General features: G+C 66.8%; 14 protein-coding genes. 3 read left to right on the top strand and 11 right to left on the bottom strand.

Going from position 1 to position 14310, the window contains the following annotated elements:
* Positions 1-53 precede the first annotated feature (53 nt).
* Genes ACTU6U_RS08350 through ACTU6U_RS08340 form a run of 3 tightly spaced genes read right to left on the bottom strand, consistent with a single transcriptional unit; the run spans position 54 to position 3468 of the window.
* On the bottom strand, positions 54-1715 hold the full coding sequence (locus tag ACTU6U_RS08350; RefSeq protein ID WP_443468664.1) for a cytochrome b/b6 domain-containing protein: 1662 nt from the start codon (positions 1713-1715) through the stop codon (positions 54-56).
* 2 nt (positions 1716-1717) lie between these two features.
* Positions 1718-2689, bottom strand: a complete 972-nt coding sequence (locus tag ACTU6U_RS08345) for an electron transfer flavoprotein subunit alpha/FixB family protein (RefSeq protein ID WP_443468663.1) — start codon at positions 2687-2689, stop codon at positions 1718-1720.
* 2 nt (positions 2690-2691) lie between these two features.
* Positions 2692-3468 (bottom strand): electron transfer flavoprotein subunit beta/FixA family protein, encoded by a 777-nt coding sequence (locus ACTU6U_RS08340; RefSeq protein WP_443468662.1) that lies wholly within the window; start codon positions 3466-3468, stop codon positions 2692-2694.
* Between the two features lie 176 nt (positions 3469-3644).
* Between ACTU6U_RS08340 and ACTU6U_RS08335 the strand changes: the two genes are divergently transcribed.
* Both ACTU6U_RS08335 and ACTU6U_RS08330 read left to right on the top strand, forming a co-directional pair.
* Positions 3645-4181, top strand: coding sequence for a MarR family winged helix-turn-helix transcriptional regulator (locus tag ACTU6U_RS08335; protein WP_443468661.1), 537 nt, complete (start codon positions 3645-3647; stop codon positions 4179-4181).
* Positions 4182-4194: 13 nt separating this feature from the next.
* Positions 4195-4644, top strand: a complete 450-nt coding sequence (locus tag ACTU6U_RS08330; RefSeq protein WP_443468660.1) for an SRPBCC family protein — start codon at positions 4195-4197, stop codon at positions 4642-4644.
* Between the two features lie 44 nt (positions 4645-4688).
* Here the strand turns inward: ACTU6U_RS08330 and ACTU6U_RS08325 are convergent, their stop codons facing one another.
* The 8 genes from ACTU6U_RS08325 to ACTU6U_RS08290 all read right to left on the bottom strand — a co-directional run bounded on the left by ACTU6U_RS08325 (position 4689) and on the right by ACTU6U_RS08290 (position 12990).
* Positions 4689-5465 (bottom strand): enoyl-CoA hydratase-related protein, encoded by a 777-nt coding sequence (locus ACTU6U_RS08325; protein WP_443468659.1) that lies wholly within the window; start codon positions 5463-5465, stop codon positions 4689-4691.
* 50 nt (positions 5466-5515) lie between these two features.
* Positions 5516-6403, bottom strand: a complete 888-nt coding sequence (gene mmsB, locus ACTU6U_RS08320) for a 3-hydroxyisobutyrate dehydrogenase (protein ID WP_443468658.1) — start codon at positions 6401-6403, stop codon at positions 5516-5518.
* Positions 6400-7587 carry an acyl-CoA dehydrogenase family protein gene (locus tag ACTU6U_RS08315; RefSeq protein ID WP_443468657.1) on the bottom strand — a complete coding sequence of 396 codons (1188 nt, stop codon included), beginning with the start codon at positions 7585-7587 and terminating at the stop codon, positions 6400-6402. The genes mmsB and ACTU6U_RS08315 overlap by 4 nt, the downstream gene beginning before the upstream one ends.
* Before the next feature lie 9 nt (positions 7588-7596).
* A complete protein-coding gene (locus tag ACTU6U_RS08310) occupies positions 7597-9099 on the bottom strand; it encodes a CoA-acylating methylmalonate-semialdehyde dehydrogenase (protein ID WP_443468656.1) in 1503 nt (500 codons plus the stop codon).
* Positions 9100-9193: 94 nt separating this feature from the next.
* Entirely contained in the window at positions 9194-9640 is a 447-nt protein-coding gene (locus tag ACTU6U_RS08305) for a hypothetical protein (protein ID WP_443468655.1), read from the bottom strand.
* A 301-nt stretch (positions 9641-9941) separates the two neighbouring features.
* Entirely contained in the window at positions 9942-11030 is a 1089-nt protein-coding gene (locus ACTU6U_RS08300) for a phosphotransferase family protein (protein WP_443468654.1), read from the bottom strand.
* Positions 11027-12226, bottom strand: a complete 1200-nt coding sequence (locus ACTU6U_RS08295) for an acyl-CoA dehydrogenase family protein (protein WP_443468653.1) — start codon at positions 12224-12226, stop codon at positions 11027-11029. The genes ACTU6U_RS08300 and ACTU6U_RS08295 overlap by 4 nt, the downstream gene beginning before the upstream one ends.
* A complete protein-coding gene (locus ACTU6U_RS08290; protein WP_443468652.1) occupies positions 12223-12990 on the bottom strand; it encodes an SDR family oxidoreductase in 768 nt (255 codons plus the stop codon). The genes ACTU6U_RS08295 and ACTU6U_RS08290 overlap by 4 nt, the downstream gene beginning before the upstream one ends.
* Before the next feature lie 156 nt (positions 12991-13146).
* Here ACTU6U_RS08290 and ACTU6U_RS08285 point away from each other — a divergent pair, with 156 nt between their 5' ends.
* Positions 13147-14298, top strand: a complete 1152-nt coding sequence (locus ACTU6U_RS08285; RefSeq protein WP_443468651.1) for an acyl-CoA dehydrogenase family protein — start codon at positions 13147-13149, stop codon at positions 14296-14298.
* The last annotated feature ends 12 nt before the right edge of the window (positions 14299-14310 follow it).

The raw sequence follows: 14310 nt of genomic DNA, 5'->3' as shown, positions 1-14310 counted from the left end.
TTTCACGCTGAGACCCCTGGCTGCTTATCGCGGCCAGGGGTCTCGTGCTGGGGTCAGCGGCTGCTGACGGTGCCGAAGAGCTTCGCGATCGGTGCGAGCACGAGGGGCCTGGCGGCGACCCACGCTGCGACGATGACGACGAGGGATGCGACGAGGAACCAGAACCCCGTCCAGTTGTCGGCGTAGGCGTTCGGGTCGACCGAGCCCTGGGCTGCGTACATGTGGTTGAGGTTGCGCAGTGCACCCGTCGCGAAGACGAGGAACACGTGCACCGCGATGAACGCGACGAAGTACAGCATCACCGGGAAGTGCAGCGCGCGCGCCCACTCGATCGGGTACGCCTTGTTGAGCTTCTCGGCGTTCTTGGGCCACATGCCGCTCATCCTGTATCCGGTGACAGCGGCGAGAGGGGCTGCGATGAAGATCGTCACGAAGTACGCGATCTGCTGGATCGAGTTGTAGTTGACCCAGCCGTTCTCGGTCGGCCAGTCCAGCGAGATGTACTGCAGGACTGCGGTGAAGGCGTTCGGGATGACCTCCCAGCTGGTGGGGATCACCCGCATCCACTGGCCGGTCACGAACAGCAGCACGATGAAGACGACGCCGTTGACGAGCCACAGGATATCGAGGGCCTGGTGGAACCAGATCGTCAGGCTGACCTTGCCCTTCGGGTCGTTCCGTGGCGTCCAGAACGCGGTCGGGCGCTTTTCACCCCGGATCCGGAGACCGGACCGGATGATCAGCACCATCAGGAACACGTTGAAGAAGTGCTGCCAGCCGAGCCATGCGGGGAACCCGACCGGTGCCCCTTCGGGCAGGTGGTACTCGCCCGGGTAGGTGGTGAGGAAGTCCTGCATTCCCGAGAGGCTCAGCAGCCAGCGCACGAACAGCACGGCCATCGCGGCAGCGCCCAGTAGCGCGATGCCGCCGACGATCACGGTGCCGGCCCACTGGCCCTTCGTGAACGGACCGTACCGCTTCGGCTCTGGCGCGGGTGACTGGGGGACGAAGGCGTACTTGCCCGGGAAGACCGTGCGCGGGAACGGCAGCGGTATGCTCACATCGATCGTCGAGACAGCAGCGGATGCCGGGATGTCGGATGCGTCGATGAGATCGAGAGCCGCAGAGTCGACGCCTGAGCCTGTCGAAGGGCCGACGGGCTCGATCGCGACGGCAGCGGCTGCGCCCGCGGGAGGCCAGGGCTCGCCGCCCGGCCTGCGCGGGAGACCACGGCGCAGGGCTACGCCGGTTGCGGTTGCTTTCACGGCTGCGACAGGCGCTCCGGAGGTTGCGACAGGCGCTGCGGCGGCTGCGACAGGCGCTGCGGCGGCTGCGACAGGCGCGGTTGCTGCGGTGGCTGCGACAGGCGCAGCGGTGGGTGCGACAGGCGCAGCCTGCGCAGCATCGGCCGGGGGCCAGGGCTCGCCGCCGGGAGTGCGCGGCAGACCGCGACGCAGCGTCACACCGGCCGCGGAGCCCGTCGAAGGGCTCGGTGCCACTTCGGCCGCGTGGGGCGCTTCGACAGGCTCAGCGGTCGCAACCGTCGGTGCGGGTTCAGCCGCCGGAGCCGCCTCAGCGACCGAGCTCTCAACCACAGTAGATGTCGCAGCATCCCCCACTTCGACCTCGCCTGCAGGGGGCCAGGGGTCGCCGCCGGCCACGCGCGGCAGGCCTCGCCTGAGCATCGGTCCCTGAGCCTGTCGAAGGGCACCCATGGCTACTTCTTCCGTGCGTCGAGAGCTTCGACGACCTGCGGCACGATCGTGAACAGGTCACCGACGATGCCGAAGTCGGCGACGTCGAAGATCGGCGCGTCAGCGTCCTTGTTGATCGCGACGATGTTCTTCGCCGTCTGCATACCCGCACGGTGCTGGATCGCACCCGAGATCCCCACCGCGACATACAGCTGCGGCGAGACCGAGACACCGGTCTGACCGACCTGATGGGCGTAGGGGATGTAGCCGGCGTCGACGGCGGCGCGCGACGCGCCGATGGCGGCGCCGAGCGCGTCGGCAAGCTGCTCTACGAGCACGAACTGCTCCTTCGAGCCGAGACCGCGACCACCTGCGACGACCTTCGCCGCACCGCGCAGCTCCGGACGAGAAGATTCGACCTCGACGACCTCGATGGCCCCGCCCTTTGCCGCTGCCGCCCCTGATGCGGCGACCTCGAGAGCTTCAACCGAAGGAGAGGCGACAGCCTCAGCCCGCTCATCGACTGCACCCTGGCGAACCGTGATGACCGGCGCGCCGAACGTCGGCGCGGAGTCGGTGAGGAACGCGCCACCGTATACAGAGTGATGCGCGATGACACCCTCGTCGTCACGGGCGACGCCGACCGCGTCGACCGAAAGCGCGAGCTTCTCGCGCACCGCGAAACGACCAGCGACGTCACGACCAGCGATCGAGTTCGAGACGAGCACGGCACCCGGCTGCACCTTCTTGTACGCGGCCTGGAGCGCATCGACCAGCGGAACCGTGAGCGCTTCAGCATCAGCATCCGCCGTCAGCACGACGCCAGCGCCAGCGGCGGCCGCGGCATCCACGGCGCTCATCGAGCCGCCGGGAACGAGCGCGACCGGGGAGCCGATCTGCGCAGCCGCGCCGATCAGTGCTGCCGTCGAGCTGGCAGCGTCGCCTGACGGAGTCACGTCAACGAGGACGAGGATGGAATCTGCGGGGTAGCTCATCGTCACACCAACCTGTTCTGCACGAGGAACTCGACCAGCTTCGCGCCGGCATCGCCCTCATCGGTGATCTTCACGCCCGCCGCGCGCGGGGGCTTCTCGGACACAGTCGTCATGATCGTGCGGGGTGCTGCGGCAGGATCCGCAGAGACGCCGAGATCAGTCAGCGAGAGCACCTCGAGCGGCTTCTTCTTCGCCGCCATAATGCCCTTGAAGTTCGGGAAGCGCGCGTCGGGAAGCGCCTCGGTGATCGAGATCACCGCAGGGAACGACACCGAGACGGGCTGCGAACCGTCATCAGCGGCACGCGTGCCAGAGACACCGTCAGCGGTGATCTCCAGCGCACTCAACGCCGTCGCCTGTGCGTATCCGAGGTGTTCGGCGAGCATCGCCGGGATCATTCCGCCCGAGCCGTCTGTCGAGAGGTTGCCGGTGATCACCAGATCCGGCTCACCGCGGCGAATCGCCGCAGCCAGCACCTCAGCGGTCAGACCCAGGTCCGCGCCGGCGAGCTGCTCATCCACCACGTGCACCGCCGAGCCCGCACCGATCGCGAGGGCCCGACGGATTGATGCCGTCGAGGTCTCGGGAGCCATCGAGAGAGCAACCACCTCGACGTCACCAGCCTTGTCGGCATACGAGAGCGCAACCTCGAGAGCGCGCTCGGCGATCTCGTCCAGGACCACATCACCGGCGGCACGATCGGCTAGACCGGTCTCCAGATTTAGTTTGCGATCGCCATAGGTATCAGGCACCTCTTTGACAAGGACGAAGATCTTCATCGAATGCTCCTCACGACAGGGCGAGTCTATCTACGTTGTGGACAGTGTCACTAATCAATTGGGTTTCACACCAATGCAGGCGCACTGAATGAGCCGCAATGTATACATACTGCACTATCCGCGACGATGCGGAACGGTGCCCGAGCAGGTTCCTCCGCACCCGATACCGTAGAGACGTGGCCCGCCCCCGTCCGCTCCCGATCGATCCGCTCGCCGAGGCGAAGCGGCAGTGGATCGCGCATGGCTGGACGGATGCCGCAGACGGCATGACCGCGGTCATCTCCGTCATGCGGGCCCAGCAGCTCCTCCTCGCCCGCGTGGATGCTGCGCTGAAACCCTTCGGGCTCTCGTTCGCGCGCTACGAGATGCTGCGATTGCTCGCTTTCAGCCGATCCGGAAGCCTGCCGCTCTCCAGCGTGGTCGCCCGCCTGCAGGTGCACGCCACGACGGTGACGAGCACGGCAGAGCGCCTGGTGCGCGACGGGCTGATCGCGCGCGAGCCGCATCCTCACGACGGTCGTGCAGCGATGCTCGTGCTCACCGAGACGGGGCGCGATCTCGTCGAGCGCGCAACGGCCGCACTCAACAGCCAGGTCTTCAGCGCACCGGGGATGAGCAGCGAGGACACCGCAGGCCTCGTCGGAATCGTCGCGCGGCTGCGCCGGGATGCCGGCGACTTCACCGAGCCGCGTCCCCAGCCGGACCCGCTCTGATGGCGGAATTCTGATGGCGGAATTCATCCTCGAACGAGTGATCCCCGCAACCCCAGCGGCAGTGTTCGCGGCATCCCTAGATCCCGAGCTGCACGTCGAGTCAATGGCCCGCTATGGCGAGACGATGGTCAAGGGTCCCGCGGGAGGATCATTCACCGAGGGCTCAACCGTGACCTGGCGAGCGCGGCACTTCGGCATCCCATTTCATCTGACGACCATGGTCTTCGACATCGACGAGCCGCATCGCTTCTGCGACAGGCAGATCAAGGGGCCGTTCGGCGCCTTCCATCACGAGCATGTGTTTCTCGAGCATCCCGATGGCACGCTCATACGCGACACCATCACCTTCCGCTCGCCATTCGGGCCCATCGGCGCGCTCGTGGACCGGTTCTTCATGCGCGAATACCTGCGGCGATTGGTCGCCGAGCGCAACGACGTTATTGCCGTTTCTCTCCAGCCCTGACGCGCGTAGCCTGATCGGCATAGTCATCCGTTCGAGGCTGCGGCCTAGCGATTCGTGAAATTCGGCGCGCGCTTCTCTCGGAACGCCGCCATGCCCTCTTTCTGGTCTTCGGTGTCGAAGAGTGCGGCGAAAGCCTGCTTCTCGTGCGCGAGTCCTTTGGCGAGGGTCGTCTCCATCGCGGCATCCAGCGCAGCCTTAGCGGCGTAGATGCTCGGCAGCGACTTGGACGCGATCGCCTCGGCGAGCTTCGTCGCTTCACCCTGAAGATCGGCTGCCGTCACCACCCGCGACACGAGACCCGCACGCTCTGCTTCGTCCGCCCCCATCACGCGCCCCGACAGGATGAGCTCGGCGGCCTTGTAATAGCCGACGGCGCGGATGAGTCGCTGCGTGCCGCCCATTCCGGGAATCACTCCGAGATTGATCTCCGGCTGACCGAACTTCGCAGTGTCGGCGGCGAGGATGATGTCGCACATCATCGCCAGCTCGCACCCACCGCCGAGGGCGAAGCCGCTGACCGCCGCGATGACAGGCGTTCGGACGGCGGCGAAGTCGTTCCACGCGCCGAAGTGATCGGTCGCACGCATTTCCGCGGCCGACATCCCTGCCATCTCTTTGATGTCAGCCCCCGCGGCGAACGCCTTCTCAGAGCCGGTGACGACGATAGCGCCGATGCGTTCGTCATTGTCGAAGGCGACCGCGGCTGCGGTGACTTCTTCGGCCACCTGCGAGTTGAGGGCGTTGAGCGCTTGTGGCCGGTTCAGAGTGATCCATCCCACCCGTCCGCGCTGCTCGACCAGGATGGTCTCGTACTCGGTCATCGGAATCCTCTCAGTAGGTGTGAGTTCAGTCTGCCTGAGGCCAGGGTGCGTCAGACGCTCCCGTCGCGGATATCGGTGATGATGCCGGAGAAATCCCGCCCCGCGCCGTCGCCCGCGGCGAAGTCCGCATAGAGCTGCTGCGCGAGCCGCCCCATCTTCGCATCGGTTGCGGTCTGCTCGATCGCCTGCAGCGCGAGCCCCAGGTCCTTGGCCATCAGGGCGCCTGCGAATCCCGGCTGATAGTCGCGATTGGCCGGACTCGTCGGCACGGGGCCTGGAACCGGACAGTTCGTCGTGATCGACCAGCACTGCCCGGACGCCTGCGAGACCACGTCGAACAGCGCCTCGTGCGAGAGCCCCAGCCGCTCCCCCAGCACGAACGCCTCACCGACCGCGATCTGGGATACCGCCAGGATCATGTTGTTGCAGACCTTCGCCGCCTGCCCGAGTCCTGGACCACCGCAGTGCACGATCCGCTTGCCCATCGCTTCGAGCAGCGGCAGCGCCGCCGCGAAGTCGTCATCCGACCCACCGACCATGAATGCCAGGGTGCCGTTCTCTGCCCCGACGACACCGCCCGAGACCGGAGCATCCACACTCCTATGCCCCGCCGCGATCGCCAGCGCATGCGCGGCCTGCGCTTCATCCACGGCGATCGTCGACGATTCGATGAACAGCGTCCCAGGGGCGGCAGCCGCGAGCAGCCCGCCCTCGTAGGCGTCGAGAACATGCTTTCCGGCCGGGAACATCGTGATCACGACATCCGCATCTTTCGCGGCATCCGCACCGCTATCGGCGATAGGGATACCAGCGGCACGGGCCGCCTCGACTGCCGCGGGCATCAGATCGAAGCCGTGCACCTCGTGCCCGGCCTTCGTCAGGTTCACGGCCATCGGCAGGCCCATGTGCCCCAGGCCCAGGAACGCGATTCGGGTCATGATGTGCTCCTCATCGAAACGGATCCCGCCGGTCGCAGCATCTCGCGGCCGACGATCAGACGCATGATCTCGTTGGTCCCCTCGAGGATCTGGTGCACGCGCAGGTCGCGCACGACCTTCTCGATTCCGTAGTCCTGAAGGTAGCCATAACCGCCGTGCAGTTGAAGGGCGCGATTGGCGACGTCGAATCCCGCATCCGTCGCGAAGCGCTTGGCCATCGCGCAGCGCATTGTGGCATCCGGCGCCTGCTCGTCCACGGCGAGCGCGCCATCTCGCACCATCAGCCGCGCCGCGTGCAGATCCGTGCGCATGTCGGCGATCGTGAACAGGATCGACTGCTTCTCGGCGAGCGGCTCGCCGAAGGCGACGCGCTCGTGCACATATGCCACGGCACGGTCAAGGGCCCACTGCGCGCCGCCGAGCGAACAGGCGGCGATGTTGAGTCGGCCGCCGTTGAGCGCCGACATCGCGATCGCGAAGCCCCTGCCCTCGTCGCCGAGCATGGCGGATGCTGCAACCCGAACCCCATCGAAGCTGACCTGACGGGTGGGCTGAGCGCGCCAGCCCATCTTCTTCTCGAGCGCACCGAAGCTGAGGCCCTCCGCTCCTGCCGGAACGAGGAAGGCGCTGATACCGCGAGCTCCCGAGTCCGCGGCGCCCGTCCTGGCCATCACGACGTAGATGCCCGATTCGCCCGCGCCGGAGATGAACTGCTTGACGCCGGTGAGCACGTAGTCGTCGCCCTCACGGACCGCACTGGTGGCGATCGCGGCTGCATCGGATCCGGCCCCTGGCTCGGTCAGGCAGTAGCTGCCGAACTCGCTCATGACCGTCAGCTTCGGGAGCCACTCGCTCCGCTGCGCGTCGTCGCCGTAGATGTCGATCATCCAGGCGACCATGTTGTGGATCGAGATGTACGACGCGATGGTCGGGTCCGCTTTGGCGAGTTCCTCGAAGATCGCGACGGTGTCAGTGCGGCTGAGCCCCGTCCCTCCGGACTCCTCGCGCACGTAGATGCCACCGAGTCCGAGTTCGCCGCCGCGGTGCAGCGCCTCCCTGGGGAACAGATGCTTCTCGTCGCGCTCGATCGCGAAGGGTGCGAGGGCGGTTTCGGCGTAGTCGCGGACGGCGTCCAGGATCGCTTCGCGCTCTTCTGCAGTGGTGAAAGTCGATGTCATGGTCATGTCGGCCTCCTAGTGCATGGTCGGGATGACGAAGCTGGCGCCGTCGCGCACCCCATGCGCCGGCCAGCGGCTGGTCACTGTCTTGGTCTTCGTGTAGAAGCGGAACGCGTCGGTGCCGTGCTGGTTGAGATCGCCGAAGCCCGACTTCTTCCAGCCGCCGAACGTGAAGTACGCGATCGGCACGGGGATGGGCACATTGACGCCGACCATCCCGACATTCACACGTGCGGTGAAGTCGCGGGCCGCGTCGCCGTCACGGGTGAAGATGGCAACGCCGTTGCCGAACTCGTGATCGGACGCCATCGCAAGAGCCTCTTCGTAATCCGCAGCGCGGGCGATGACGAGCACCGGCCCGAAGACCTCTTCGCGGTAGATCGACATGTCGGTGGTGACGTGGTCGAACAGGGTCGGGCCGAGGTAGAAGCCTTCTTCATGGTCTTCGACTGAGAAGCCTCGCCCGTCGGCGAGAAGCGTCGCCCCGGCATCGACGCCCTGCTGGATATAGTCGCTGACCCGCTCGACCGCCGCGGCGCTGACGAGGGGGCCATAGTCGAAGCCGTCCGCGAGCGCTGGGCCGACCCTGAGCTGGGCGACGCGTTCGGTGAGCTTCGCGGCGAGCGCATCGGCGGTCTCTTCGCCGACGGGAACAGCGACCGAGATTGCCATGCAGCGCTCGCCCGCTGAGCCGTAGCCCGCGCCGATCAGTGCGTCGGCGACCTGGTCGAGGTCAGCATCGGGCATGACGACCATGTGGTTCTTGGCCCCACCGAAGCACTGGGCGCGCTTGCCGTTCGCGATCGCCGTCGTATAGATGTACTCGGCGATGGGCGTGGAGCCCACGAAGCCGACGGCCTTGATCCGGTCATCGGTGAGCAGGGCGTCGACGGCTTCTTTGTCGCCGTGGACGACATTGAGGATGCCTGCGGGCAGCCCCGCCTCGAGGAACAGCTCGGCGAGCCGGACAGGAACAGAGGGATCGCGCTCGCTGGGCTTGAGCACGAAGGCGTTGCCCGCCGCGATCGCCGGGCCGATCTTCCACAGTGGAATCATCGCGGGGAAGTTGAACGGCGTGATGCCCGCCACGACACCGAGCGGCTGACGCATGGAATATACGTCGATCCCGGTACCGGCGGCCGTGGAGTACTCCCCTTTGAGCAGATGCGGCGCGCCGGCGGAGAACTCGATCACTTCAAGGCCGCGCTGGATGTCTCCACGAGCATCGTCGAGGGTCTTGCCGTGTTCACTGGACAACAGCCGCGCCAGCTCATCCATATCGCGGTGGACGAGTTCGAGGAAGCGCAACAGCACGCGAGCGCGCTTCTGCGGATTGGTCGCTGCCCACGCCGGCTGCGCGGCTTCGGCGTTCGCGATCACCTCGCGCACCTCGTCGGCCGAGGCCAGCGGCACCTGTGCCTGCACCTCGCCCGAGCTTGGGTCGTAGACCTCGTTGAAGCGGCCAGCATCCGGGGTGAGGAGCGATCCGCCAACAAAATGTGGAATGGTACGAATCATTGTGTGATGTCCCTTCGTGCCTTCATTGGCACGATGTTCACATTACGCGGATCTCCTGAGATTTACTAGGGCGCCCTTGTATATGTCGCCGGCGTCACAGGTAGTCATCGGGGTGCAGTTGGCGCACACCGCGCGAGTGCACGACGAACTGGGCGCGCAGGGGGATCTCCATCTCGGCCGCTGCTTCTGCCATCGCTCGCGCCCAGGAGCGATCAACGTCGACCACCGCGCTGGGACCGCGACGCTCCCAGGCGAGGATCACGCTAGCGTTCCCGGTCGCTTCCAGCATGAGCCCTGCCCGATTCATGAGCAGATAGGCGTTGGTGACAGTGCCGAGGTCGGCGAGTTCGACGACGGCGTTCGGGTCCACGGGGTAGTCGCTCATCGGCACGAACGGATCGCCGAGGCATCCGCGATCATCCATGAACATCAACCACATCTGCCTCTGATTCGCGCGCTGCAGCAGGCGCTCCAGAACATCGCGCAGGTCGTCGTCACTGTCGAGGACTCGGTCTTTGAGGTGCGGGGTTGTATTTGTCATGCCCCGATGATGACTGTTCTGCACCGAGGACGAGCCCGGAATTCCGCGGCCTGTGCACAGATCGCCACCATCCGACGATTGTGCATAGCAAGTCGCCGTCCTTTCGTTGAGTGCTGTTCACCATCCGGACATGTGCGCCGATTACAACTGCAGATGTGCGGAAGGTTCAGACCGGATCGGGTAGTCGTACACGTCCCGCACAACGGTGAGCACAGCTCCCCCCGCGGTCATCAGACCGCGAAAGGACCCCCGCCGAATCGGGTCGGCGGGGGTCTTCCTCTTTCGGCGGGTGCAGCCCCGACTACCGGGCTGCTGCCGCAGCAGCAGCAGCCAACAGCGCCGGCACCCCGACCTCCAGCGTCGGGCCGAAGGCGTCACCGGGGCGCTCGCCGTCCAGCCAGCGCGTGTAGATGGCCTCGCAGAACACGGCGGCCTTCCACAGCGCGAGCACCTCGTACCAAGACAGCGCCGAGACGTCCGCGCCGGTGCGGGCGACGTACCGCTCGACCAGCTCCGCTCGTCGCGGATACCCCTCCCCGCGGGTCACGGTCGTCAGCTCGAGCGGCGTGGGCGCGGCATCCGGGCTGGCATACGTCGCAACGAGATAGCCGAGGTCGGCGAGCGGGTCGCCGAGCGTCGCCATCTCCCAGTCCAGGATCGCCTGCACCTCCGCCGGCCCCGAGCCCCGGAACATCAGGTTCCCGATGCGGTAGTCGCCATGCACGACGGATGCCCGCGCCGAGACCGGCCGGTTGTCCCGCAGCCACTCGGCGATGCGGTCCACCTCGGGAAGCGTCCGCCGCGACACCTTCGGCCACAGAGATGCGAAACGCTCCACCTGCCGGATGAGATACCCGTCCGGGCGGCCAAGCCCGGCCAGATCGCCCGCGCTGACATCGAGCGCGTGGAGCCCGGCGAGTGCGTCGACGGCCGCGAAGGGAAGCGCCGTACGACCCTCATCAGTGTCGAGGTGCGCCGGCATCAGATCGGTGACGACCTCTCCGTCGAGATGCTCCATGACGTAGAACGGCACACCCAGCACGCTCTCGTCATTGCACACGTCGACGATCGTCGGCACGGGCGCCCCCTCCGCGGCGAGCAACCTCTGCACCCGCGCCTCGCGCAGCATGTCGTGCGTTGACGGCGGGAGCGGGGGCCGCGGACCCCGGCGCAGCACGAGCCTGCGGCCGGCAAGCTCGAGCAAGAAGGTCACGTTCGAGTGCCCCTCGCCGATCCGGGCCCAGCGGATCTCGCCCCCACCGAGTCCGACCAGCCCCAGCCCGACCGAGGCGAGACGCTCGCCGAGCGGTTCGAGCACGAGCAGCGGGGGCCGATCCAGCAGGGCCGCTTCATCCCACGTGCGCACCACCTCGAGGTCGGTGGCGTTCATGGTGCACCTCCGACGATGTCACGGCGGGGCTCCCCGGCATCCACAGCCCGCTGCCGAGCCTTCGCGGCCCGTCGCGCGATCGCCCAGCGATGCGTCTCGCTCGACCCGTCGTAGATCCGGAACGGCCGCACCTCGTTGAGGTACTGGATCAGCGGCAGGCCGGAGCTCACTCCGTCGCCGCCGCACAGCTGGACTGCACGATCGATCACCCGGAACACCGCCTCCGAGCAGTGCACCTTCGCAATCGATGACAGCGCGGCACCGGCACGCGGCTCGTCGTCGAGCACCACCGCGGCACGGTCGATGATCGCGGCGGACGTCTCGATGTCAATCGCACTGTCCGCGATCATCGCCTGCGCGACGCCGAGGTCGGCGAGCTGCGCTCCGAAGAGTGAGCGACCGTTGGCGCGGTCGAGGCTGATGTCGAACGCCCGCCGCGCCAACCCCAGCCAGCGCATGCAGTGCGTGAGACGTGCGGGCCCGAGCCTCACCTGCGCGTATCGGAAGCCCGCGCCGGGTGTGCCGAGCACGTCGGCGTCGGGCACGAACACATCACGGAAGACGACATGCGGATGCCCGCCGGCGATCGCCGCCTCGATCGTGCGGATGCCGGGACCGATGCGCACGCCGTCAGCCGAGAGCGGCGTCAGCAGCATCGTCGCCCCGGCCGGATGCTCGCCGTCCGCGGCCGTGCGCGCCATCACGATCGCGAAGCTCGCGCCCTCGGCCCCGGAGATGAACCGTTTCTCACCGCTGATCCTCCAGCCACCGTCGACGCGCTCGGCGACGGCGGCCAGGGCATCCGGGTCGGACCCGGCGCCGGGGTGCGGCTCCGTCATCGCGAACGACGAACGGACACTGCCGTCCACCAGCGGGCGCAGGTACCGCTCTTTCTGGTCGTCGGTGGCGACGACTTCGAGCAGTCTCATGTTGCCCTCATCGGGCGCCATGCAGTTGAGAACAGCTGGCCCGATCAGCGAGTATCCGGCCTCCTGGAACACCGGCGACCATTCGGGCAGCGACAGCCCGAGACCGCCGTACTCGCGCGGCGCGTGCGGCGCGTACACCCCGGCGGCTTTCGCCTGGGCGCGCAGGCCCTGCAGCGCGGCACCCGACAGTATCTCGCCCCAGCCGGGTTCGGCGGGGATGACGACGCCCCGGACGAAGGCGCGCGTGCGCGCAACCAGGTCGTTCATGCCGTGCCTCCGGCGTTCAGCAGTCCGCCGTCGAGGTTGAGAACCTGCCCGGTGACCCACCCCGAGCCGTCGACGCAGAGATAGGCGACGGCATCCGCCACGTCTTCCGGCGTGCCGAGCCTGCCCATCGGATAGTCGGCGGCGATCTCGCCCTCGCGTCCCTCGTACAGCGCGCGGGCGAACCGCGTCTTCACGACCGCAGGTGCCACCGCGTTCACCCGGATGCGCGGTGCGAGCTCGACCGACAGCGTGCGGGTGAGGTGACTGACGGCCGCCTTGGTCACGCCGTACCAGCCGATGCCGGGAGAGGGCACCTCACCGGTGACGGAGGAGAGGTTGACGACAACGCCGGCGTTCGACTGCGCACCGAGGCCGGCACCCACCGCCTCCTGCGTCCAGGCGAGAGTGCCGATGACGTTGACCTCGAGCACCTTGCGCGCGGCATCGAGGTCGAGGCCGGCGAGCGGACCGTAGACCGGATTGATCCCGGCGTTGTTGATGAGGATGTCGAGGCGGCCGAACTCAGTCGCGATCCGTTCGAACACCTCAGCGCGGTGCACCGGATCGTCGGCAGCCCCGGCGACGCCGATCGCGCGGTCTCCGAAACCGTCGACCGCTTCGGCCAGCTGCTCCTCGCGGCGGGCAGTCAGGCACACCGAGGCGCCGTCCGCGATCAGGCGCTGCGCAATAGCCAGCCCGATCCCCCTACTGGCGCCGGTGACCAGCGCCGTGCGCCCGGTCAGCGGTCCATCGACGTGCGTCATGAAGATCTCCCTCGATCAACTGGATTTCTCTAATCTTCATTAAACTTCCCTCCTTGCGCAAGCTGTTCCTGATTGGATTACTCGGGCTTGACTCCTAAAATTTTGAATGCATAATAAAAACTGTGACCGCGACGACGCGGAGAAGGAGAGACGGCGATGGCGCTGACACGAGACCTGTACGACGACGACCACGAAGAGTTCCGCAACATCGTGCGCGAGTTCGTCGAGCGCAACGCCAAGCCCAATGCCGAGCGCTGGGATGCCGAGGGCGTCGTCGACCGCGAACTGTTCACCGCGGCAGCTGAAGCCGGCATTCTCGGGTTCTCGATCGATGAGGCGTACGGCGGCGGCGGCACCGACGACTTCCGATTCAACGCGATCATGGCCGAGGAGCTGGCGAGCAACCCGGTCTCAAGCGGCATGGCCGGCATCGCCCTGTCGAACGACATCACCATCCCCTACTTCACCGACCTCACGAATGACGAGCAGAAACAGCACTGGCTGCCCGGCATCGCCGCGGGCGAGCTCATCACCGCGATCGCGATGACTGAACCCGGCACCGGCAGCGACCTCGCCGGCATCCGCACCACCGCCGTGCGCGATGGCGACGACTACATCGTCAACGGCTCGAAGATCTTCATCTCCAACGGCCAGAACGCCGATCTGATTGCCACGGCCGTGCGCACCTCGCCCGACCCGCACAAGGGCCTCAGCCTGATCGTCATCGAGCGCGGCATGGCCGGGTTCTCACGCGGCAAGAACCTCGACAAGGTCGGCCTGCACGCACAGGACACCAGCGAGCTCATCTTCGAGGACGTGCGGGTACCGGCATCCAATCTGCTCGGCGAAGAGGGCGCGGGCTTTCTCGGCCTCATGAAGAACCTGCCTCAGGAGCGCCTGTCGATCGCTGCGGGAGCTGTGGCATCCAGCGAGGGCGTGCTCGCCCGCACCCTCGACTACGTGCGCGACCGCACCGCCTTCGGAAAGCCGATCGGCTCGTTCCAGAACACCCGATTCGAACTGGCCGAGATGGTCACCGCGACGCAGGCCAGCCGCTCGTACGTCGACCAGGCGATCAAGCAGCACAATGAGGGTGCACTGTCGGCGGCGGATGCCTCGGCGGCGAAGTTCTGGACCACCGAGCAGTACGTCGACATCGTGAACCGCTGCCTGCAGCTGCACGGCGGATACGGCTACATGCAGGAGTACCGCATCGCCCAGGACTACCTCGATGCGCGAATCACCACCATCTACGGAGGAACGACAGAGATCATGAAGGAGATCGTCGGTCGGGACCTCGGCCTTTAGTCATCCCCGCAT

Source organism: Microbacterium zouquanmingi (genome assembly GCF_052266695.1).
Lineage (GTDB): Bacteria > Actinomycetota > Actinomycetes > Actinomycetales > Microbacteriaceae > Microbacterium.
Note: the sequence above shows the minus strand (reverse complement) of the source record. Positions and strands in the feature narration are given on the sequence as shown.